Consider the following 22111-nt stretch of genomic DNA (forward strand, 5'->3'; position numbering starts at 1 on the left):
CAATGGTGGAGCACTCGGCTGTTAACCGATAGGTTGGAGGTTCGAGTCCTCTTCGCGGAGCCATTTTTTTATAAAAAATGAAAAAATTTTAGTCGAGAAATCGGCTTTTTTTTATTGTATAAAACTCATAAAATAACTATACTATATATAGAAATGAAAAATGTTTTTCAAGGTTAATTTATAGTAGTATAATAACTAAATTCACTAAAATATATGAGGTAGAAAAATGAAGTTTGATAGAAGGAATAATAATAAAATGAAAAATATAAAAAGAGCAAGAACTACTATATTATTTATTATAGTTGCAATATTTGTAATTGTAGGTAGTGCTTTAGCAGCTCAGAAATTTTCAGCGTCAAGACAAGCCGTACAGGCACTTGATGAGGTGAAGGATGATAAAAATCAAAAATTAGACTCAAGTAGTACGCAAGAAGACAAAAATAGTTCAACTGAAACTGCACCTACAAAAGAAAGTAATTCAGGAGTTGAAGATGTTGCATTTGTAGAGAAGTACTTAAATCAGCAAATGAAAGGTCAAAAACCTGATGGAGCGGATGGAAAAAAAGTTGCATATTTAACTTTTGATGATGGCCCATCAGAAACAGTAACTCCTCAAATATTGGATATACTTAAGGCAGAAAATGTGCATGCGACTTTTTTTCTTGTTGGTAAAGAAATAGATGCAAGTGAAACTAATAAAAATTTAGTTAAAAGAGAGTATGCAGAAGGAAATGCTATAGGAAATCATACTTATACACATGATTACAATTATTTGTATCCAAAGAATAAAATAAACGTAAATACTTGTATGTCTGATTTTGAAAAAACAAATCAATCTTTAAAAAATGTTTTAGGGCAAGATTTTTCAACAAGAGCTGTTAGATTCCCTGGAGGACAAATGACTTGGGAGAAAAGTGACCCTCAAGGTACAGTTGCAATAGATAAGGCTTTACATGATAAAGATTATCATCAAATTGATTGGAATGCGCTATCAGGGGATGCAGAAAGTAAAACTAAAAGGACTGCAGAACAGTTAACTCAAGAAGCTATAAAAACTGTAGGTAAAAGAGAAAAAGTTATAATATTAATGCATGATACTTATGGAAAAGAAGAAACCGCAAAGGCTTTACCAGGCATAATAAAATACTTAAAAGATCAAGGGTATGAATTTAAGATATTAAAATAGTTCATGAAATTAATTGTAATAGTTTATAAATAGGCTATGTTATTAACATTAAATAACATAGTCTATTTTTTATTTTAGGATAATAAAAAAATTATGTATAGGTAAAGAATTTAATGGTAAACTGGTAATATATATTAATTTTGATTTTTTATCTTTTTATATATTAGATAGATAAGTTTAATGTAAGGAGGAATTTTATGTTATCAAGAAGTATTGCCCAAGAGGTATTAGAAAAATGTCTAGTAACTGGAGGAGATTTTGCTGAATTATTTGAAGATGATTCAGTTAATAATTCTATAGTTCTAGTTGATGGAAGAGTTGATGATGCAATAGGTGGCAGAAGTTATGGAATAGGAATTAGAATATTTAAGGGATTAAATAGTGTATATGCATATACAAACAATAATAGTTTAAATAGCCTTTTAGATACTGCATATAGAGCAGCTTTAGCCTTAGGAGAAGTAAAAGAAAACAATGGGCTTTCAATTGTTTTAAATGAAAAGAAAATAGAAACTATACATCCAATCCTATATTACCCAAAGGATGTAGCTTATGATAAGAAAATAGCTATATTAAAAAAGGCCTATAAAGGTGCAAAGGAATTTAACACTGATATTTCACAAGTTATTGCTAATTATTCTGATAAAGATCAAAATATTTTAATTGCAAATACTGAGGGTTTATATATTGCAGATAGGAGAATCCGAACAAGACTTGGTGTAAGTGCAATTGCATCAAAAGGAAATGAAAATCAAACTGGTTTTGAAGGACCAGGAAGACATATGGGGATTGAAATGTTTGATAACATAGATCCAGAATATCACGGTAGAGAAGCAGCAAGAGTGGCTCATACTATGTTACATGCTAAGAATTGCCCGGCTGGTAATATGAGTGTTGTAATTGATAATGGATTTGGTGGTGTTATATTCCACGAAGCTTGTGGTCACTCTTTAGAAGCAAGCGCTGTAGCTAAAGGAAATTCGGTTTTTGCTAATAAATTAGGAGAGCAGATTGCATCTACTAAAGTTACCGCAATAGATGATGGTACAATGCCAAATGCTTGGGGATCATTAAACATTGATGATGAAGGAAATAAGACTCGAAAGAATATCTTAATTGAAAATGGTATTTTAAAGGGTTATATGATTGATAAGCTTAATGGTAGACGTATGAACATGGAGGCAACAGGTAGTTCAAGAAGGCAAAGTTATAAATTCCAACCAACTTCAAGAATGACCAATACTTATATAGCAGCTGGTAATGATAATCCGGCAGATATTATTAAATCTGTTGAAGATGGATTATATGCTAAAAAGTTAGGTGGAGGATCTGTTAATCCTGTTACTGGTGAATTTAACTTTGCTGTTCAAGAAGGCTATTTAGTTAAAAATGGTGAAATTCAAGAGCCTGTAAGAGGAGCAAGTCTTATCGGTAAAGGAAGTCAAGTTCTTATGGATATTGATATGGTTGGAAATAATTTAGAGGTGGCTCAAGGGATGTGTGGATCATCCTCAGGAAGTATTCCTACTAATGTAGGTCAGCCTATGATTAGAGTTAAGAAAATGACAGTAGGAGGTAGATAGATATGGATTTTAACTTATTTAAAGAAGAATTATTTAAAGAAGCTAAGAATTCGGGCTTTGAAGAATGTGAAATATATTATTCTGATGCTGAAAGTTTGAGTATAAATATATATGAAGGTGAAGTTGAAAAATATAAATTAAATAATGCTTTTGGATTATCCTTTAGAGGAAAAATAAATGATAAGATGGGATATTCATATACAGAGATTTTAGATGAAGAAGCAATAAAAACTCTGATTACAAATGCTAAAGCTGCAGCACTTTCTATAGAAAATGATGATGTACAATTTATATATGAAGGGGATAAGGAATACAAAGAGATAAATTCCTATAAAAAAGAATTAGATGAAATAAAACCTGATGAACTTATATCCCTTGCTATAGAAATAGAGAAGGAATGTAAAAAGCAATGTGATAAGGTAGTAAGTTTCCAAGGTTGTGGAATAGGATATGGTAAATCTACTTATGGTATCATTAATTCAAAAGGTCTTAATTTACAAAATGAAAGAAATAGCTTAACTGCATATGTTGTTCCAATAGTTGAAGACAATGAGATAAAATATGATGGGACAGGGTACGTGATAGCTAAAAATTTAGGTGAAGTAAAGCCAGAAGTTATAGCTAAACAAGGGCTTGAAGAAGCACTATCAAAAATTGGTGGAAAGAGTATTCCATCAGGAAAATATAAGATGATCATAAATAATGAAGCTATGGTATCTTTACTTGGAACTTTCTCTTCAATATTTAATGCAGAACAAGTACAAAAGGGCTTATCTTTATTAAAGGGAAAAGAAGGAGAAATTATTGCATCAGATATCGTGACTTTAGTAGATGACCCTCATTTAGAAGACGGTCTTGGAACAACTTCTTTTGATGATGAAGGTGTTGCAACTTATAAAAAAGAAATAATCACAAAAGGAAAACTAAATACTTTTTTATATAATTTAAAGACAGCACATAAAGCAGGAGTAAAGTCTACAGGAAATGGATTTAAAAGTTCTTATGCATCTATAGTTGGCATAAGTGCAACAAACTTTTATATAGAGCCAGGAAAGAAATCTTTTGATGAACTTTGTGAAGAAGTTAAAGATGGAGTTATAATAACAGATTTTGCAGGTCTTCATTCAGGGGCTAGTGCAGTTACAGGAGATTTTTCTTTGGCAGCTAAAGGGTTCATGATTGAAGATGGAAAGAAGAGTTTCCCTGTTGAGCAGATAACAGTAGCAGGTAATTTCTTCACTCTATTAAAGGATATAGAAGAAGTGGGCAGTGATTTGAAATTCCCAATGAGCAGTATAGGATGCCCATCTGTAGTTGTAAAGGAACTTTCTGTGGCAGGAAAATAGATAAAAGTATATAGTAATTGAAAAAAATATAATAAGAAATTTATTGAAGAAACTATAATAAATAAGAAGTTTGAAGAAGTGGAGGAAGCATAAGTCCTTCACTTTTTTGATGTTTAAGAAATTAATGATAAATTAGTATGTTATAGGCATTTTTTGTATAAAAACTCTAACAAAATTTAATTATACAGATTATAATAAAGTAGTATGTATGGAACCAATATAAATAAATGCAAGGAGGAAGATGATGAACAAGAACATTTCAATACTTATGTTTATAATGTCATTAATAGGTATACTATACAATATGTTTTTTGTTTCAGATGCTGTTAGTGTGATTATTAGGATAACTTGCATTATAGGAATATTAATTCTTGAATTTTTGAATTATTCTTTTAAGGTAAATGAAAAGATCATTAATTTTCTTCAACTTATTAGTATTTTAATTATTTTAAAGTTAGGGTATTATGAGTTAAATTTCTTTTTGCCCATAATATTGTTTAAAATATTAAATAAGAAGATAAATATATTAGTTAGTATAGGAATTAGCAGTGCAATAATTTTTTACATTTTTAAAGAAAATGTATTTTATATGATAACTTATGCTGTAGTTGTAAATTTGTATTTATTTGAATTAAAAAAACAAAATGAATATAAAGAAAAAATTAAAGAATTTGATAGAGAACAAAGATATGAACATCATTTAATGGAGAGTAAAATTAGAAATCTTGAGCGGTATTTAGAGCAGAATAATGTTGTTACCAGTTTAAGAGAGAGAAATTTTATGGCTCAAAAGCTTCATGATCATTTAGGGCATAGAATAACAAGTTCAATTATGCAGTTAGAAGTAACAAAAGAAACCTTAGGTAAAAATAATGAACTTGCATATAAATATCTAACAACTTCTATGACGAATCTTAGAGAAGGGATGGATGAAATAAGGGAAGTATTAAGGAAGGTAAAGCCAAGGGATAAAGTAATAGGAATTGAAAATATTAAAGAACAATTATTAAAATTTGAATATAGTACAGGAGTAAAAACATCCTTGGTTATTGAAGGTGATACAAGTAGGTTTACTTTAAAATTGTGGATGGCGATACAAGATAATCTTAGTGAAGCATTAACCAATGCTGCAAAATACTCTACAGGGGATGAAATTAGACTAGCTATTTACATATATAATAAAATAGTTAGGATAGAATTCAGAGATAACGGAAAAGGATATAAGACATTAAAAAAAGGACTTGGGCTTAGAGGAATTGATGAAAGAATTCAAAACCTTGGAGGAAGAGTAGAATATTATAATGATAATGGATTTGTAATTAATGCAGTTTTGAATTTGGAGGATAAGCAATGAGTATTAAAATATTAATATGTGATGATGACAGCTTAATTAGAGAAAGTTTAAAAATACTTTTACCTATTAAAGGGGATATAGAAGTGGTTGGGGAGGCTTCAAATGGTAGAGAAGCTATTCAATTTTGTTTAGAAAATCATGTGGATGTAGTATTAATTGATATAAGAATGCCAGAAGTTAATGGTGTTGAAGCTGTTCAGGAAATTGCAAAAAATACTAAAGTTAAATGTTTAATATTAACTACATTTGATGAAGAAGAATATATAAATGAAGCACTCTTAAATGGGGCAAAAGGATACATATTAAAGAATTCTTCGCCAGAGCAGATAGTGAATTCTATAATTTCAGTATATAATAACACAATTGTTATGAATGAAAATATTTTGGACAAGATTCATGGGATGGAGACAGAGCCTGAATTTAAGAGTTATGAATTTACAGACAGAGAAAAAGAAATAATAAAAGCTATAAGCGAAGGTCTAAGTAATAGGGAAATCAGTAATAAATTATTTATTTCAGAGGGTACAATAAAAAATTACATTACAGCAATTTTAGATAAAACAAGTCTTGAACATAGAACGGCATTGGCGGTTAATTATTTAAAGGGAAATTTGTGATTTTACTTAAAATGAGCTTTCAGAGTTAAGGAAAGCTCATTTTTTTATAAGGGTTGTAGTAGAGTTTTAGCAATATCATACAAGAAATATTATTATATTAATGCTATTCTTAGGAAGGATTAAAGCTGTATATCATTTAAATATTACAAATATGGAGGGGGCTAAAATGCGAAAAGAAATTCGAAGTGTATATTTTGATACTGATTTAAATATAGAAGCATATAGTTTAAAGGGAATTGTACAAAAGTTTCCTAATCATTTTCATGATTATTATGTAATTGGCTTTATTGAAAGTGGAAAGCGCCATTTATCTTGCAAAAATAAGTCGTATAATATTGGACCAGGTGATGTGACTATATTTAATCCTAATGATAATCATACTTGTGAACAAATTGACAATTGGCCATTAGATTATCGTAGTATAAACATCAAGTTAGATATAATGAAAAAAGTTGTATATGAGATAACAAACAAAGATTATGTGCCTTACTTTACAGAGAATGTATTGTTTAATAGTGATCTTATAAATTCATTAGGGGAGTTGCATCGCATGATAGTGAAGGAAGAAAAAGAGTTTAAGAAAGAAGAAATTTTTTTCTTTGTCATGGAGCAATTGATAAGTGAATATTCAGATTGCAGCAGAGTCACTAATCTACAAGAGTCAAATATGCAAATAAATGCAATATGTGAATTTTTAGAGGATAATTATACAAGAAATATTACCCTAAATGAGTTAAGTAATTTAACTGGAATTAGTAAATATCATCTATTACGCTCTTTTGCAAAACAAAAAGGCATATCTCCATACAGTTATCTTGAAGCAATTCGTATTAATGAAGCAAAAAAATTTTTAGAGAAGGGCTTTTCACCATTAGAGGTAGCTCTTAAAACAGGATTTACAGATCAAAGCCACTTCACTAATTTCTTTAAAAAATTCATTGGAATTACACCAAAGCAATATATGAAAATATTTTTAGTTAAAGATGAGGAGCAGTTAAATGAAAAATAAACTTATTATAGGTAATTTAATTACTTTATTTACAATGATTATTTGGGGAACTACCTACATTTCTACTAAAATACTGTTGCAGAATCTTCAGCCAATGGAGATATTATTTTATAGATTTATAATTGCTTATTTCATATTGATGCTTATGTATCCTAAATTTAAAAAGATTAGTAGTTTTAAAGAAGAGCTAGTGTTCATGAGCGCTGGAGCTGCAGGAGTTACGTTATATTATTTAATTGAAAATGTAGCATTAAAATATACTCTTGCATCTAATGTAGGCTTATTTAGTGCTATGGCACCCATATTAACTGCGATATTAAGTAATTTTTTTATAGAGCATGAGGACTTTGAAAAAAAGCTATTATATGGATTTGTTATTTCAATAGCAGGTGTGTTTTTAGTTATATTTAATGGGAATTTCATTTTAAAATTAAATCCTTTAGGAGATTTTCTGGCAATATTAGCTTCATTTATTTGGGCAGTTTATTCTATAATCTTAAAAAAACTTAATAACAAATATAAGTATAATTATATATACATCACAAGAAAAATCTTTTTTTATGGAGTAATGTTTATGATACCATTAATGTTTGCATTGAAAGTAAATTTAACACTAGAAAAATTGATCATTCCAAATGTGTTACTCAATATATTATTTCTAAGCCTAATAGCTTCAACACTATGTTTTATTACTTGGAATATAGGTGTGAGTTATATTGGTGCAGTAAAGGCTAGCAACTATATTTATATAGTTCCACTTATAACAACTGTAACATCAATAATAGTATTAAAAGAGCCAATAACTAATATAGTTTTGATAGGAGCAATTCTTATATTATCAGGGTTATACATATCTCAAAATGGTATTAAAAATCCACTTAAGTATTTGAATCCTATCATAAAAAGATAAAAAGGGGTACCATATAGAAACGAAAATCCATTTCCACAGCTTTGGTAATACAAGCAAGTTCTACGCAGCAGTTTAAGCTTAAGATAAATGAAATTTTGTGCAAACCACTTAATGAATTTAAGCTAGAAGATTAATATAAGTCTTTACTTTAATGTATATGTGACAAAAGTAATACGTAAAAGGTGAGTTTTCTAACTATTGGAGACTCATCTTTTTTTATATACTAGTATTATAGAAGATATCAGTTGTGTTGTATTTAATTTTAGAAGAAGATATTTTTTATATATTAATATTATAGAAGAATATGGGAGGTAACAAGAGTGAAAATGCTAGAAATAAAGAAACTTTACAAAGATTATGGAAATCATATAGCTGTTGATGGAATAGATTTAAAAATTGAAAAAGGGCAAATTTATGGAATCCTTGGACCTAATGGAGCTGGAAAGAGTACAACCATAGGGATGATATGTGGGCTTATTAAAAAGACTTCAGGGGAGATAATCTATGAAGAAGAGACAAATAAAATAAGAAAATGGAAAGAAAATATAGGAATAGTTCCTCAAGATTTTGCAGTATATTGGGATTTGACAGCTGAAGATAATATTAGTTTTTTCTGCTCTTTATATGGATTTAAAGGGGAAGAACTTATAAAAAGAACTAATAGAACTTTAGATTTTGTTGGCCTTACAGAGGTGAAAAATAAAAAGGCATCAGAATTTTCGGGTGGTATGAAGCGAAGACTTAATATTGGATGTGCAATAGCTCATTCACCTAAACTCATAATTATGGATGAACCAACTGTTGGTATAGATCCACAATCTAGGAATCATATTTTAGAGTCAGTTAAAAGACTTAGGGAAGAGGGAGCAACAATAATATACACTTCTCACTATATGCAGGAGGTTGATGATATTTGTGATAGGATTGCGGTAATTGATAATGGTCACATTATTGCAGAAGGGACAAGTGAAGAACTTAAAGAATTAATTCAAAATAAAAATAATTTAATTATAAGTGTTGCTAAAAGGATTGATGGATTAGAAGAGAAACTTAAAGAAATTACTGGGGTTGAAAAAGTGATTTTTTTAGATAATGAATATAAGATTTCAACATTGAAGAGTAGTAATTTAATCACGAGTATAGTAGCTGCTATTTCTGAGAATGGTGGAGATATAAAGAATATTATTAATGAAGAACCTAGTCTTGAAACAGTATTCTTAGCATTGACTGGGAAAAACCTTAGGGAAAGTTAGAGGAGGATAGTATGTTTTTTGCAATCGTAAAAAAGGAAATGAAACAGTTACTAATGGCAAAAAAAACTTTAATATTTTTATTCATTTTCCCAATAGTTTTGATTACAACTCTTAGTGTAGGGCTTAAAAATATGATGACATCTGGAGACATTTTTGGTACTGGTAATGAGTATTCAAAGGTATATTATATGCAAAATAAAGATTCAAAGTATAACCAGGGTATTTTAGATTTTAAACAAGGGGTTGAAGGAGCGGTTAATATTAAATTTGAAGAAACTTCTTCAGTGGACAAGGCTAAAGAGGAAGTAGATAAATATGATGCTTTGGCTTATATAGAAGTTACCGATGTGGGGTATAAATTCTACTCATCAAAGAATGGTGAGAAAATGAAGGGAAAGATATTTGAAAGTATTTTTAAATCTATTCTTAATGAGTATGCTTCATATGAAACTATATCTAAATATAATCCAAAGGCTTTTACGAATTTAGTTAAAAATAAGTATGATGACTATGTAGTTAAGAAAGATATTTCTGGTGTAAGAGATATTACGTCTTCTGAATATTATACTTTTACAGAATTGGCTTTAATAATTCTATATATAGCAAGTATTATTGGAGACTCTGTGTATAAAGAAAAGTGGCTTAAAACTACTAATAGGATAAAATTATCTAAGGCTAATGAAAGTACTTTTATATTGGCAAAGATATTTACAGGGATAATTATATCAATATTACAAATTTTAATTGTATATGCGTATTCATCTGTAGTATTAGAGGTCAATTGGGGTGAAAATACACTCAAATTTATAGCTATGTTTTTGGTATTTGGAATTTTTGCTTCAGTATTAGGCGCAGTTTTAGGTATTATAGCAGAAAATTTTGATACAGTATCAGGAATATTAAATTTCGTAACAATAGTGATATGCTTTTTAGGCGGTTGCTATGTGCCACTTCATATGATTATTGGAATATCACCAATAAATAAATTAGTATATTTTAGTCCTATTTACTGGATTAATACAGCTGTAAGCAGTATGCTATGTGGAATAGAATCTAATGCTTTTATGATAGCATTAGGGTTACCAATAGTTTTGTTAGCAATATGTTTTTTAGTATTCATTGGAATATTAAAGAATAAAGGAGGTCTTGCAAATGATTAGTATAATGAAAACTGTAGCTAAAATCTTATTAAAGAGAAGAAGTTTTTTTATTACCACCTTTGTTCTTCCAATAATATTAGTATTTGCTTTTACAGCCTTGAATAATGGCAATTCCACAGTAAAGATATCTATATTAAATAAAGATAAGGGACAATTAGGAAAAGAATTAGAAAATAAGCTATCACAGTTAGATGGAGTAAGTAAAGTAGAAATAAGTAACAAAGACTACATTCAAGATTTAATATATCATCAATATGAAATGGTTATAACTATAGATGATAATTTTACAGAAAGTATATTAAATGATGAGAAGACACAAATCACTTATGAAACTATATCAAATAGTGATCTTGAATATGTTATAAAAGATGTTTTAAATAATGAAGTATCAGCAATGGCTAGAATATGCAATAATGTTGATATTAAATCTGAAGAAATTGACAAGGTTATAAAGACTTTTAGAGATTCACAGCCTCAATATGAAGTGTTAAATAAGATAGATAGAAAACCAAATGTGACTTCATCTTTAGGGATTATATATTTTTTATTATTCATTTCAGCTGCAGGAAGTTGTGGTTTCTTATTAGAAGATGAAAGAGATGGCACTAAAGATAGAATTCTTATGGGAAAAATTACCGAAAGGCAATATTTTGCTGCACAGTGTATCATATTCTTCATATTTACAGCAATACCTTCACTTGAACATTATATTGTATGCAAAGCATTCAATTATGGATTCGGTTTTGAAAATACAATATTGTTGCTTGTTTGTTCCTTACTTATGTCTTTGCTTGCTGTTACCTTTAGCATAATGATTACTTCATTAATAAAGAATAAGTCAACTTTTGCTCTAGTTAATTCAACCTTTACAATACCTATATTTATGTTAAGTGGTGCATACTGGGATTTTGACATGATGAGTTCTGGCTTACAAAAGATAGGAAATGTACTTCCAATAAGGTGGATTATCATGTCAATAAGTAACTTACAAGAGGGAAAAGGAATCGAATCTATAATTCCTATGCTAAGTGGAGTGCTTGCATTATCAATTTTATTTTTACTATTAAGTATATTTTTCACTAGAAATAAAATGGTATTAATTAAACAAAACGATTAATTACATTATTGTAGATAAAAACAAAGAAATTAGAACTCTATGCAGATGCTCTAATTTCTTTTGTTTATGTTTTTATTTAATTTTGATCATGTCTGTAATTTGCACGTATCATCTTATCAGAAATATCTAGAGATTTTTTATAAACTTCTTTTTCTTTATCTGTAAGATTTTCTCCACCTTTAAGAGTTCCATTAGTTATTACAGCAAAGGATTTATTTGTATTTAATAGATTTTTGCCTAAAGCAGTATCTTCATATTTAGATTTATCAACACCTAAGTAATAAAGTAGTGTTGGCATTACATCTATTTGACCATTATACAATTTATCAAATTTCTTTCCTTCTTTAGTAGATGGATCATAAAGGATAAATGGAACTGTTGGATTTCCAGTGTTTAGATACCAATCTTCCTTATGAGATAATTGATTAATACTGTCGTCATAATATTTATGTACGCCTGTATGATCACCCATAATAGCAATTATACTGTTTTGAAGAAGTCCTTCTTTATCAAGCATATCAAGGAAATAACCTATTTGCTTATCAGTGTAATGAACGCTTTCAAAATATCCACCCATTTTGCTATCATTTAATTCTTGATCTAGTCCAAGCTCTCTATATTGTTGTGGAAGATCAAAAGGACCATGACTGCTAATAGTTACAGTTTCAGTATAAAATGGTTGCTTTTGTTCTTTTAACATAGGAACAACTTGTTCAAAGTATCTTTTATCACTGATTCCGAGTCCTATTACTTCATCTACATTGAAGGAATAATAATCAGTGAATTTATCAAAGCCAATTCCAGTTAAGCCAGCTGCATAATTCCAGAATGAACCTTTATCTGGATGAATTGCACGGGTACTATAGCCTTGATCTTCTAATATATTTGGTAGTGAATTATAATTGGTATTTGGATATCTAAAGAAGGTACTTCCTTGTCTTAATGGCAGCATAGAAGTATTAACCATCAAATCTGCATCGGAGCTTGTCCCTTCATTAACTTGCTCAAAGGTATTTGGAAAGTATAAAGAATTCTTAACCAATTTATTTAAGTTAGGTGTTATTTCCTTTCCATTTACTGTTTTATCGATGACAAAGTTTTCTAAGGATTCTACTTGAATATATATTAAATTTTTACCCTTTGCTTTACCGAAGTATTCATTGTTAGGCAAGTTTTCATTTTTAGTTTCAAAATATTCATTAATATCAGCTTTATCTTCAGCAGTTAACTGATAAGGCTTAGAATCACGATATACTGTATACAAATCCATAATATGATATCCAATAGGAGAGAAATATTTCGCTGTATTAGATTTATCGTAATTACTAAATAAATAGGCGTTATGAACATCTGCATTATTGAATACATTTATACTAATAGGGACATAAATTATAAATACTACAGGAAAAATAAATGTACATAAAAAGGTTTTAATAGCTCGTCTATGTTTTTGGGTAAAAGATTTTCTAGCTAAAATAACATATAATGCTAACACTATAAAATCCAATAGAAATATAAAATCTAAATTACTCATCATAGATAATACACTTCCAGTCATATTATCTAAATTAGAAGTTTGTTTTAATACTATTGCTGATGGTACAGTTAAAAAACCTCTGAAGTACCACATGTCGATTATTATTAAAAGCGTTAAAACAAAATTAATAACGAAGGTATATATTATTCTGCCACGCCCCTTAAATAAAAGAGAAAAGCTTAAAAATACTAAAGCAAAAGCTATATAGTAATTTAAAAAAGGATCAGCAGCTTCATAACCGGCAGAAAAACTGAAAACATAAGGATCTTTGCTGGAAGCAAAACCTTGAAACAGAATTCCTTTCAAGACTATAGAAGCTACAGCTATTAAAAAGAAGAGTATTCTTATAACTGAATCTTTTGTTAAGTTATTTTTTAGAAACTTATTTAATATAGAGTTAAAAAAACTCATTTCTTCACCTCAATTCAACATTTCACTACATTATAGTATACATAAATTTATGAAATAAACAAATATAATTGTATCATACATAGCTAGCTAAAAGATAACTGAAAAAATTAAGAAAATATGAAGAAATATATAAAACTTACGTGGTATACTATTAATAGTAAATATAACATTGAAAAGAGGCTATAGGATATGAAAGAGATAGATTGTAGAGGATTATCGTATTTGCAAATAATAAGGGAGATTAAGAAATATTTTAATTCAATTGGTGAGGGTGAAGCAATTGTAAGAGTAAGCAGTGAATTGGAACATGATAATGTCATGAGATATTCAACTCACAAAGGCTATAAGGTGTATGAAAATGATGATGAAAATAAATATATGATAAGAATAGAAAAAAGAGGCTGTTTGGAATTAGAAGAAGAGGAGAATATTTTTTCAATATTAATAACAAATGATAAACTTGGAGATGCTGATGAAACTTTAGGAAAAATTTTAATGAAAGAATACTTTGAAGCCTTAAATGAGTATGATGAACTTCCTAGAGCAATATTATTTTTAAATTCTGGTGTTAAGCTATTTAGCAATGGTTCTAAAGTATCAGAAGATTTAAAGCTGCTATATGATAAAGGAGTAAAAATATTAATAAATGACACTTCTTTAGATTATTATGATATGAGAAAAGATATTACCTTTGGTGAAATAGTAAGTATGTATGATATGATTGTTACTATGAAAAAATCTAAGAGGTTAATTAAGTTATAGTATTTATGGTGGAGGGAATTTTTAATGCCAAAGTATGATTTAATTATTATTGGAGCTGGAATAGCGGGAATGACAGCAGCTATGGGGGCTGCACAGGAAGGAATAGAAAAAATACTTATAATAGAAAGAGAATCAAGGGCTGGGGGAATAATAAATCAATTCATCCATAATGGGTTTGGAGAAAAGTTTTTAGGCCAGCTAGTAACAGGCCCTGAATATATTGATTTTATAGAAAAAAAACTAGATCAATTAGGTATTGAAATTGTATTAAATACGTCTGTATTAGAAATTAGTAAGGAAAAAATAGTTACATATGTAAATGGAGAAACTGGGGTTACTGAAGCATCTGCTGATGCAGTGATATTAGCTATGGGTGCTAAAGAAACTTATTCAGGAAATGTTATCATTCCGGTAAATGGACTTACAGGAATTTTTACGATTGGTGAAGCTCATAGAATGGTTAACCTAGAAGGGTATCTTCCAGGAAAAAGAACTGTAATTATAGCTAAAGATAAGTGGGCATTTCTAGTAGCAAGAAGATTATTAATAGAAGGTGGAAAAATTGAAGGAGTAATCATTGAAAAAAACTTTAGTGAAATAGCAGATGAGCAAATACAAGATATCATTGACGGTTTTGATATTCCTATAATTGAAAATTCTAGAATAGTTCAAATTGAAGGAGAAACTAGAATTGAAAAAGCGAAGATAGAAAATATAAATACTAAAATAATATCAGAAAGAGAATGTGATTCTTTATTATTATCTGTAGGCTTTGTTCCAGATATATCTGTAATTAAAAATTTAAAACTTAATATAAATGCTGAAACATCAGGGCTTGAGGTAGTTGAGTATAAAACTTCTATGGAAGGTTTTTTTGCATGTGGAAACATTATATATGGAGAAAAATCACCACATTTGAGAGAAGTTAATGGAATTGAATGTGGAATAAAAGCAGCTAAATACTTAAGAAAGTAGTAGTTAATAATCAGTAGGGAATAACTAGGTAGAAAAGTTCGAGAAGCAAAGTTTTATATTTTGCTATTCGAGCTTTCTTTGTGAACTTTAAACAGGAATTATTTATCATTCATTAAAAAAAGGCAAAGCTTTTTCATACATAAGTTCATGTCCAGAAGAAGTTAAATGAATTCCATCTAAATATAGAGAACAATCTAATATCAAATCATAAAAGTCTATATATGGTATTTTATAATTTGAACACAATTTAATAAGCTGATCTTTCAACTGCTCAAGGCCATTTTCTGCATATGTATATAAGTGAGAGGGAGAAAAAAGCGAGTTAGCCATAGTACCGATAATTTTAGGTGGAATTCCTAAAATTATTTTTGAATTAGAATTTAATGCATCCTTAATCATTAATTCTATATTATCAATTATTGAAATAATAGGTCTCCCAAGCAAAAGATCATTTGAACCTCCCATAAGAAAAATCTTTTGTGGCTGGTGAATTAAAACATCATTATAGAATCTAGTAAGCATTCCAGTAGTAGTTTCACCATTGCAAGCTTTGTTTAATGAATTGGAAGAAAGTTTGTGTGTGAGTTTATAAACCCAGGAATCTTGTTTTACAACTCCATATCCAAAAGTCAAACTATCTCCAAAGAAAATAATATCTATATTCATGAGTAACTCCTTTTTAAAATAACTTACTAAAGCATTTTTTGCAGATTAAAGTTTTTCCTCCATCAGCTTTGACATAATCATCTGATGGAATAGCTTTATTGCATATATTACATACTTTGACTGTGTTAACTATATGAGAATTTTGAGCATTTTTAGTTTTGGTACTTTTTTCTGCATTAGCGGAATTAGAATTTAATAAGGTTTTTTTTATTGGAGAATACATTTTAGGACGTAATGGCGTAATCTTTTTTGTTATTGTATATCCGAAATCATATTGACTTTCAGCAAATAGTTCTAGTTCAAACCGTGGATTTTCTTTATCATAATATTCTTCAGTAAATATTTTCACTATTTGAGCGTCATTTACAATTAAACCGCTTTTTTCAATTCCGTCAAAAATGCTTTTTGTAATGTTTATAGTATCAGGATGGCGCTTTTGACTTTTATAATATACTTTTAATATGGCTATTAGGCTTTCTGATAAGATAGTATCAGGATTTTGACTTCTTGCTAGTAAGGCAATTTCCTGCTCATATAGAGCATATCTATCATGATATTTTCCAGAACTATGCGGTAAAATAGCTCGACCATTTGTGTTATGTAATTTAAAATTAGATTTTGTAATGGGTGACCCGTTAATTATCACTTTAGCGTAATTTGACATATAAATTCTCCTTGAATAATGCTTATATATGTTCAATTATCAATTATGAATTATTAAATGTCAATCAATGACGAAAGTACTATGAGGCGATAGGAAAATATTTTTATATTAATATAAAGTAGCCTTTGATAATAATTCATATATAAAGTATAATATTTAGGGATTTATGGATAAAAATAATATATCATATATATTAAGAAAATATTAAAATTACAAGTGTATGTAGGAATTTTAATTAAATATAAGATAAAATATATATATTGTCAAAAGAATTGTTCAAAATTTAATGATCTCCAAAGGAAATTAATCTTCAATTGAGTATTGAACATTGATAATCGCAATATATAGATTATAGTTAAATAAAATGTTAATTGGAAGTTTGTCATTAGAAATTAAGAGTTAATGTTTTAGGTGATTTTTAATAAAAAAGAGGTATTAAAAATGGATAAAAAAATAATTTTAGCAATAGAATCAAGCTGTGATGAAACTGCTGCAGCTGTTGTAGTTAATGGTAGAGAAATATTATCAAATGTAATAGCATCTCAAATAGACACACATAAAAAATATGGTGGGGTAGTACCAGAAGTTGCATCTAGAATGCATATTGAAGCCGTGGACAGTGTAGTAAAAGCAGCACTTGCAGAGGCAGAAGTTTCTTTAGAAGAGGTTGACGCTATAGGTGTTACTTATGGTCCTGGGCTTGTTGGTGCTCTTTTAGTTGGACTTCAATATGCAAAAGGCTTGGCTCTTGGTTCAAAAAAGCCATTAATAGGAGTTAATCATATTCAGGGACATATCAGTGCAAACTTTATTGAACATAAAGATTTAAAACCACCTTTTGTATCCTTAGTAGTTTCAGGAGGACATACTTTTATTGTTCATGTTAAAGGTTATAGAGAGTTTGAAGTTATTGGTCAAACAAGGGATGATGCAGCAGGCGAAGCTTATGATAAAGTAGCAAGAGCATTAGATCTTGGCTACCCAGGTGGCCCTAAAATTGATAAGTTAGCAAAAGAAGGAAATGAAGATGCAATAGAATTTCCAAGAGCTAAATTTCAAGACGATACATTAGATTTTTCTTTTAGCGGAGTTAAATCAGCAGTATTAAATTATTTAAATAAAGCTAAGATGAAGGAAGTTGAAGTAAATAAAGCTGATGTTGCAGCATCTTTTCAAAAAGCAATAGTTGATGTTTTAAAGACTAATTTATTTTTGACTTGTGAAAGAAGAGGTATAAATAAAATTGCAGTAGCAGGTGGCGTTGCATCTAACTCATGCTTAAGAGAAACACTTCAAAAAGAAGGTAAAAAGAGAGGTATTGATATTCTTTTCCCATCACCAATACTATGTACAGACAATGCAGCAATGATAGGTAGTGCCGCTTATTTTAACTACCAAGAGGGAATAATATCTGATTTGGACATAAATGCAAGGCCTAACTTAAAATTAGGGGAGATGTAGGATAAAATGAAGTTACTATCGCATTCTAATGGTGTTCATAAATTAGACAGAGAAAAGGTTAGTAAAGCAAAATATTTTAAAGTTGTTGCTTTAGTTATAGTTGGAATAATAGTTTTTGGTTTTGTTGCCCAAGTTATTACTAATATCATTGATAATACAAAATTAAAATCTAAGTTTAAATATGTAACAATTGAAGGCTATAAAATGGAGTATAGACTAAAAACTGGTGGAAACTATACTGTAGTGTTTGATGGATCTATAGGTAATACTATGTTTGAATGGGAAAAGGTATGTAGTTCATTAGAAGAAAAGAAAATCTCTACTTTTATTTATAACAGAAGAGGTTATGGCTTCAATGATGGAGTAGATGCTAGAACTCCAGAAGATCAAGCAAAAGATTTGAAGGTTTTACTTAAAAAAGCTGGGGCTCCACAGCCATATATTTTGGTAGGAGAGGAGTATGGGAGTCTGGTAATGACCAATTTCAGTAAACTTTATCCCGACTCAGTAGCTGGAGTTGTTTTAGTTAACCCACTTTCGGAAGAAAAAATAAAAACTCAAGAGTATAAAGATAAGCTTAAGCCTTTATATTATAAGAGTGAATTTGAAGCAATGGGAACTTATTTTAGTTTAACCTCCTTGTTAAGTAGCATGGGAGTAACTACTGAAAATAAGACTTTTAAGGAAAACATATCTCAAAATGAATTAGAAGAATTTAATAGTTTTGAAAATAAGAAGTATTATAGATCAGCAGTTTCTAATGAATTAGGTAACTTGTATAACGGTGATTCCAATAGTCAAACTGCTGGAATGTTAGGAAATAAACCATTCTATTTAATTACGAATAATGAAGATGACTCTATAAAGAAACTAGGAGGAGAAGAAACTACTACAATATATAAAGAAGAAAAACAAGAAGCTCCTATATCATTATTAGATTCAAATTCAATTGTAAATGGTGTAAATAGTATTATTAAGGATTTAAAGAAATTAGAAAAAAAACAATAATATTTATAGATTCTTGTCATTTGTTTGACACATAATGATTTTATACTAAGACTATAAAGTTGATACCAATACAAGATTAGCAGACATTAGATAATTTAATCACTAGTAAAATAAACATAAGAATATTGAATATGTTTAGAACAGTATTTACTTTTGCTATTTATAATTAATATGTAGGAGGATAAATATATGAATGATAATCAAAAATTTATTGATGTAGAATCATTGCCAGTAGATAAAGGTGAACAAGTTGCATGGGAAAATTGTTTTAAAAATAATAATGGAAATAACGAGCCTAAGAAAAAGAGAAGAGGTCTACGCTTATTAGGAAAAATTGCAGGAATGTTAACTCTTACAATAACAGGTGGAGTAATCGGAGGCGGAGTTACTTATTCTGCAATGAAATCTAATAACACTGTTGCTACACAGCAAATAAGTTATGTTCCACAATCTTTCACAGCAAGCAGTTCTGATGCAATGTCAGCAGCTGACGCATTTAATAAAGTAGCTCCAGCAGTTGTTATTGTTTCAACTAAGAGTCAATCAGGTAATGTGTTTTCTGGTAATGGTGAAGTTGATGGTATGGGATCAGGCTTCATTATAAATCAAGAAGGATATATATTAACTAATTATCATGTAATTGCAGGTGCTAAAGAGATTACAGTTACTTTAAGTGATAATACAGAAGCAAGTGCATCTGTAGTAAACTATGATGATAAGAAAGATATTGCAATGATTAAATTAAAAGAAGGAACTAAGGTTCCAGCTGTTGCAGAACTTGGAGATTCAGATGAAATGTATCCAGGAGCAGAAGTAATAGCAATCGGAACACCTCTTTCAAAGGATTTTGCGCAAACACTTACAAAAGGTGTTATAAGTGGCAGGAACAGAACAATTCCAGGTCAAGACGGCTCAACAAGTGTGAATTTAATTCAAACAGATGCAGCAATTAATCCAGGAAATAGTGGAGGACCATTAGTAAATACTAAGGGTCAGGTTATAGGAATAAATTCTATGAAGATAGGTGCTCAAGCAGCTGGAGAAGCTGGAGTAGAAGGTATAGGGTTTGCAATTCCTATAAATGAAGTAAAGAGTAAAATAGATTCCTTATCTAAACAAATATTAAATTTAGGAATACAAATAAGAGAAATTGATAGTGCCACAGCTAAGAAATATAGTATATCAGAAGGTGTTTATGTCGCTGGAGTAGATGAATTTTCACCAGGTGAAAAAGGCGGACTAAAAATTGGAGATATTATTGTAAAAGCTGATGGAAAAGATGTTAAGACAGTTGATCAATTAAAACAAGTAAAAGAAGGAAAAAATGCTGGTGATACTATTAAATTAGAAGTTGTGCGAGATAAGAAAAATGTCAGTTTATCAGTAGTATTGGAAGCGCAAAAGTAAATAATTCTATTAATAAGGATTGGCTATATCAAAGGATTAGGTCAATCCTTATTTTATTATTCTTTAAAAGTTTATAGAAAAGTAGTAAAATTAAACATTATAGTGGAAAGATCTTTAAGTAGTTTTGCTTTGAATTTTGGCGAAAGAAGGTATAATGTTATGGAAGAGATAATACTTAATATAATAATGCATAGTGGAGAGGCACGAAACTATTCAATGGAAGCGATTTCTCTAGCTAAAGCAGGAGATAGTGAAAAAGCAAGAGAATTACTCATAAAAGCTGATGAGGAATTAGGATATGCGCAAAGTTCTCAAACAGGCTTAATACAAGGAGAATCAGCAAGTAGCAAAGTAGAATTTTCTTTACTTTTAGTGCATGCACAAGATCATCTAATGACAACAATGACTTTTAAAGATTTAGCTTCAGAAATAATAGAAGTTCATGAAAGAATTAACTCAATTACTAATTAGAGGTGTTTATGAAGAATAAAGTAAAATACATTATTATTTTTTCAATATTATTAGTTATAGGGATAATAAGCATTAATTTGTTTCAACCTAATAAAGAGCAACAAGTCAAAGGGACTATAGAAATATTTGCAAGTGAGGATTCGTATGATTATCTAGCTGAATGTGCTAATAATTTTATGAAGCAAAATGAAAAGGCACTTATTACTGTAACAAAATTGGAGGATTATAGTCAAATAACTTCTGGTAAGCAGGATACAAAAGTTAAAAATAAAGTGGTTAATATAACTCAAATTAGCAGATCTAATTTTGAACAATTGAAATTTAATGATTATGTTAATAATGATAAAATTTTAAACGATTATGCTAAGAATTTTTCCAAATATAGGATATCTCAAGTTAAAGATGGTGATAATTATATAGGAATACCGCTAACTTCTAGACCATTAGCCTTGTATGTTAGAGAAGATATGTTAAAAACTTACGGATATAAAAGAGCTGATATGAATACCTGGGATGATTTTATTACAATAGGTAAGGATATTTATAATAAAAGTAATGGAACAGTCAAAATCTTAAATGCAACAGGTCAAGACTATGAGGATATATTAGATTTGCTAACTATGGAAAATATGAATAGCGATAAGAATGTAGAGCAAATAAAATTAGATGTACAAACAATGCTTACAAATTTAAAGAATAACAACATTTTGAATTTAGAAGATGGTGGACAATTTTTATCAAGAATATCATCAATTAATGGTATGAGAGAATTAATGTCTTTAAAGGATGCTTGTGAGTGGAGCACAGGAAATGTGCCTAGTATCAAGGCAGGAACAAATAAGTTTTTTGCTGCCGAAGGCGATAATTTAGTAATAGTAAATCAAGATAGTGATAATGAAAAACTAGTTGAAAAATTTATGACTTATATTATAACCGATAATGATGATACTGTTAAATATGTGAAGCAAGGAAAATTCTTTTCAAGCTATTTAAATACTTATGCTAGTAAGGATATTGAAGAACAAAGGAAAAATTTTGTTGGGAATAGTCCTTTAGTAGTATTGAGTAATATAGAAGAAAAGGCTCCTGAAATAAGCGATTATGATAAATATACTAAGGTAAGGAAAGAACTTAGAGGAAATTAGAGTGAATATCTAATTTAGTAATAAGGAAAGAGGGCAAAAAATTTTGCCCTCTTAAAAGTCTTCATTTTC

General features: G+C 29.2%; 20 protein-coding genes. 17 read left to right on the plus strand and 3 right to left on the minus strand.

Features of this window, described 5'->3' with window-relative positions; genetic code table 11:
- The first annotated feature begins 226 nt into the window (after window positions 1-226).
- The 10 genes from L3B98_RS18565 to L3B98_RS18610 all read left to right on the plus strand — a co-directional run bounded on the left by L3B98_RS18565 (window position 227) and on the right by L3B98_RS18610 (window position 11535).
- The gene (locus tag L3B98_RS18565) at window positions 227-1186 is read left to right on the plus strand and encodes a polysaccharide deacetylase family protein (RefSeq protein ID WP_238917807.1); all 960 of its coding nucleotides are present in this window, start codon (window positions 227-229) and stop codon (window positions 1184-1186) included.
- Window positions 1187-1383: 197 nt separating this feature from the next.
- Entirely contained in the window at window positions 1384-2769 is a 1386-nt protein-coding gene (locus L3B98_RS18570; RefSeq protein ID WP_238917808.1) for a TldD/PmbA family protein, read from the plus strand.
- 2 nt (window positions 2770-2771) lie between these two features.
- A complete protein-coding gene (locus L3B98_RS18575; protein WP_015390631.1) occupies window positions 2772-4115 on the plus strand; it encodes a TldD/PmbA family protein in 1344 nt (447 codons plus the stop codon).
- Window positions 4116-4359: 244 nt separating this feature from the next.
- The gene (locus tag L3B98_RS18580) at window positions 4360-5469 is read left to right on the plus strand and encodes a histidine kinase (RefSeq protein ID WP_238917809.1); all 1110 of its coding nucleotides are present in this window, start codon (window positions 4360-4362) and stop codon (window positions 5467-5469) included.
- Window positions 5466-6086, plus strand: coding sequence for a response regulator transcription factor (locus L3B98_RS18585; RefSeq protein WP_238917810.1), 621 nt, complete (start codon window positions 5466-5468; stop codon window positions 6084-6086). The genes L3B98_RS18580 and L3B98_RS18585 overlap by 4 nt, the downstream gene beginning before the upstream one ends.
- A gap of 166 nt (window positions 6087-6252) precedes the next feature.
- Window positions 6253-7095: an AraC family transcriptional regulator gene (locus L3B98_RS18590; RefSeq protein WP_238917811.1), complete on the plus strand. Its 843-nt coding sequence runs from the start codon at window positions 6253-6255 to the stop codon at window positions 7093-7095.
- Entirely contained in the window at window positions 7085-8005 is a 921-nt protein-coding gene (locus L3B98_RS18595) for a DMT family transporter (protein WP_238917812.1), read from the plus strand. The genes L3B98_RS18590 and L3B98_RS18595 overlap by 11 nt, the downstream gene beginning before the upstream one ends.
- A gap of 320 nt (window positions 8006-8325) precedes the next feature.
- Window positions 8326-9258 carry an ABC transporter ATP-binding protein gene (locus tag L3B98_RS18600; protein ID WP_238917813.1) on the plus strand — a complete coding sequence of 311 codons (933 nt, stop codon included), beginning with the start codon at window positions 8326-8328 and terminating at the stop codon, window positions 9256-9258.
- Between the two features lie 11 nt (window positions 9259-9269).
- Complete coding sequence (locus L3B98_RS18605) at window positions 9270-10418, plus strand: ABC transporter permease (protein ID WP_238917814.1); 1149 nt, start codon at window positions 9270-9272, stop codon at window positions 10416-10418.
- Complete coding sequence (locus tag L3B98_RS18610) at window positions 10411-11535, plus strand: ABC transporter permease (protein WP_238917815.1); 1125 nt, start codon at window positions 10411-10413, stop codon at window positions 11533-11535. Before L3B98_RS18605 ends, L3B98_RS18610 begins: the two co-directional genes overlap by 8 nt.
- Window positions 11536-11611: 76 nt before the next feature.
- Here the strand turns inward: L3B98_RS18610 and L3B98_RS18615 are convergent, their stop codons facing one another.
- Window positions 11612-13483: an LTA synthase family protein gene (locus L3B98_RS18615; protein WP_238917816.1), complete on the minus strand. Its 1872-nt coding sequence runs from the start codon at window positions 13481-13483 to the stop codon at window positions 11612-11614.
- 189 nt (window positions 13484-13672) lie between these two features.
- On the opposite strand from L3B98_RS18615, the gene yedF reads away from it, so the two are divergent.
- Both yedF and L3B98_RS18625 read left to right on the plus strand, forming a co-directional pair.
- A complete protein-coding gene (gene yedF / locus L3B98_RS18620; protein WP_015390640.1) occupies window positions 13673-14245 on the plus strand; it encodes a sulfurtransferase-like selenium metabolism protein YedF in 573 nt (190 codons plus the stop codon).
- Between the two features lie 24 nt (window positions 14246-14269).
- Window positions 14270-15220, plus strand: a complete 951-nt coding sequence (locus L3B98_RS18625; RefSeq protein ID WP_015390641.1) for an FAD-dependent oxidoreductase — start codon at window positions 14270-14272, stop codon at window positions 15218-15220.
- Between the two features lie 105 nt (window positions 15221-15325).
- Here L3B98_RS18625 and L3B98_RS18630 read toward each other — a convergent pair whose 3' ends face one another.
- Together L3B98_RS18630 and L3B98_RS18635 are read right to left on the minus strand one after the other, a co-directional pair.
- On the minus strand, window positions 15326-15886 hold the full coding sequence (locus L3B98_RS18630) for a GDSL-type esterase/lipase family protein (protein ID WP_238917817.1): 561 nt from the start codon (window positions 15884-15886) through the stop codon (window positions 15326-15328).
- Between the two features lie 13 nt (window positions 15887-15899).
- Window positions 15900-16550, minus strand: a complete 651-nt coding sequence (locus tag L3B98_RS18635; RefSeq protein WP_015390643.1) for a RusA family crossover junction endodeoxyribonuclease — start codon at window positions 16548-16550, stop codon at window positions 15900-15902.
- Window positions 16551-16991: 441 nt separating this feature from the next.
- Here L3B98_RS18635 and tsaD point away from each other — a divergent pair, with 441 nt between their 5' ends.
- The 5 genes from tsaD (at window position 16992) to L3B98_RS18660 (ending at window position 22042) form a co-directional block, all read left to right on the plus strand.
- Window positions 16992-18011, plus strand: a complete 1020-nt coding sequence (gene tsaD / locus L3B98_RS18640; RefSeq protein WP_015390644.1) for a tRNA (adenosine(37)-N6)-threonylcarbamoyltransferase complex transferase subunit TsaD — start codon at window positions 16992-16994, stop codon at window positions 18009-18011.
- 6 nt (window positions 18012-18017) lie between these two features.
- Window positions 18018-19019: an alpha/beta hydrolase gene (locus L3B98_RS18645; RefSeq protein ID WP_238917818.1), complete on the plus strand. Its 1002-nt coding sequence runs from the start codon at window positions 18018-18020 to the stop codon at window positions 19017-19019.
- 189 nt (window positions 19020-19208) lie between these two features.
- Window positions 19209-20426 (plus strand): trypsin-like peptidase domain-containing protein, encoded by a 1218-nt coding sequence (locus L3B98_RS18650; protein WP_077360188.1) that lies wholly within the window; start codon window positions 19209-19211, stop codon window positions 20424-20426.
- A 159-nt stretch (window positions 20427-20585) separates the two neighbouring features.
- A complete protein-coding gene (locus tag L3B98_RS18655; protein WP_238917819.1) occupies window positions 20586-20897 on the plus strand; it encodes a PTS lactose/cellobiose transporter subunit IIA in 312 nt (103 codons plus the stop codon).
- A gap of 8 nt (window positions 20898-20905) precedes the next feature.
- On the plus strand, window positions 20906-22042 hold the full coding sequence (locus L3B98_RS18660; RefSeq protein WP_238917820.1) for an ABC transporter substrate-binding protein: 1137 nt from the start codon (window positions 20906-20908) through the stop codon (window positions 22040-22042).
- Window positions 22043-22111 lie beyond the last annotated feature (69 nt).

The sequence above is a fragment of the Clostridium sp. YIM B02555 genome (genome assembly GCF_022320955.1).
GTDB lineage: Bacteria > Bacillota > Clostridia > Clostridiales > Clostridiaceae > Clostridium > Clostridium saccharoperbutylacetonicum.

What these genes read in the sequence shown, in the direction of transcription:
- L3B98_RS18650 (WP_077360188.1), top strand. Translation starts at nt 19,209, where the DNA reads ATGAATGATAATCAAAAATTTATTGATGTAGAATCATTGCCAGTAGAT.
- L3B98_RS18605 (WP_238917814.1), top strand. Translation starts at nt 9,270, where the DNA reads ATGTTTTTTGCAATCGTAAAAAAGGAAATGAAACAGTTACTAATGGCA.
- L3B98_RS18645 (WP_238917818.1), top strand. Translation starts at nt 18,018, where the DNA reads ATGAAGTTACTATCGCATTCTAATGGTGTTCATAAATTAGACAGAGAA.
- L3B98_RS18585 (WP_238917810.1), top strand. Translation starts at nt 5,466, where the DNA reads ATGAGTATTAAAATATTAATATGTGATGATGACAGCTTAATTAGAGAA.
- L3B98_RS18630 (WP_238917817.1), bottom strand. Translation starts at nt 15,886, where the DNA reads ATGAATATAGATATTATTTTCTTTGGAGATAGTTTGACTTTTGGATAT.
- L3B98_RS18615 (WP_238917816.1), bottom strand. Translation starts at nt 13,483, where the DNA reads ATGAGTTTTTTTAACTCTATATTAAATAAGTTTCTAAAAAATAACTTA.
- L3B98_RS18625 (WP_015390641.1), top strand. Translation starts at nt 14,270, where the DNA reads ATGCCAAAGTATGATTTAATTATTATTGGAGCTGGAATAGCGGGAATG.
- L3B98_RS18565 (WP_238917807.1), top strand. Translation starts at nt 227, where the DNA reads ATGAAGTTTGATAGAAGGAATAATAATAAAATGAAAAATATAAAAAGA.
- L3B98_RS18660 (WP_238917820.1), top strand. Translation starts at nt 20,906, where the DNA reads ATGAAGAATAAAGTAAAATACATTATTATTTTTTCAATATTATTAGTT.
- L3B98_RS18580 (WP_238917809.1), top strand. Translation starts at nt 4,360, where the DNA reads ATGAACAAGAACATTTCAATACTTATGTTTATAATGTCATTAATAGGT.
- L3B98_RS18610 (WP_238917815.1), top strand. Translation starts at nt 10,411, where the DNA reads ATGATTAGTATAATGAAAACTGTAGCTAAAATCTTATTAAAGAGAAGA.
- L3B98_RS18575 (WP_015390631.1), top strand. Translation starts at nt 2,772, where the DNA reads ATGGATTTTAACTTATTTAAAGAAGAATTATTTAAAGAAGCTAAGAAT.
- L3B98_RS18595 (WP_238917812.1), top strand. Translation starts at nt 7,085, where the DNA reads ATGAAAAATAAACTTATTATAGGTAATTTAATTACTTTATTTACAATG.
- L3B98_RS18655 (WP_238917819.1), top strand. Translation starts at nt 20,586, where the DNA reads ATGGAAGAGATAATACTTAATATAATAATGCATAGTGGAGAGGCACGA.
- L3B98_RS18590 (WP_238917811.1), top strand. Translation starts at nt 6,253, where the DNA reads ATGCGAAAAGAAATTCGAAGTGTATATTTTGATACTGATTTAAATATA.
- L3B98_RS18635 (WP_015390643.1), bottom strand. Translation starts at nt 16,550, where the DNA reads ATGTCAAATTACGCTAAAGTGATAATTAACGGGTCACCCATTACAAAA.
- tsaD (WP_015390644.1), top strand. Translation starts at nt 16,992, where the DNA reads ATGGATAAAAAAATAATTTTAGCAATAGAATCAAGCTGTGATGAAACT.
- L3B98_RS18570 (WP_238917808.1), top strand. Translation starts at nt 1,384, where the DNA reads ATGTTATCAAGAAGTATTGCCCAAGAGGTATTAGAAAAATGTCTAGTA.
- yedF (WP_015390640.1), top strand. Translation starts at nt 13,673, where the DNA reads ATGAAAGAGATAGATTGTAGAGGATTATCGTATTTGCAAATAATAAGG.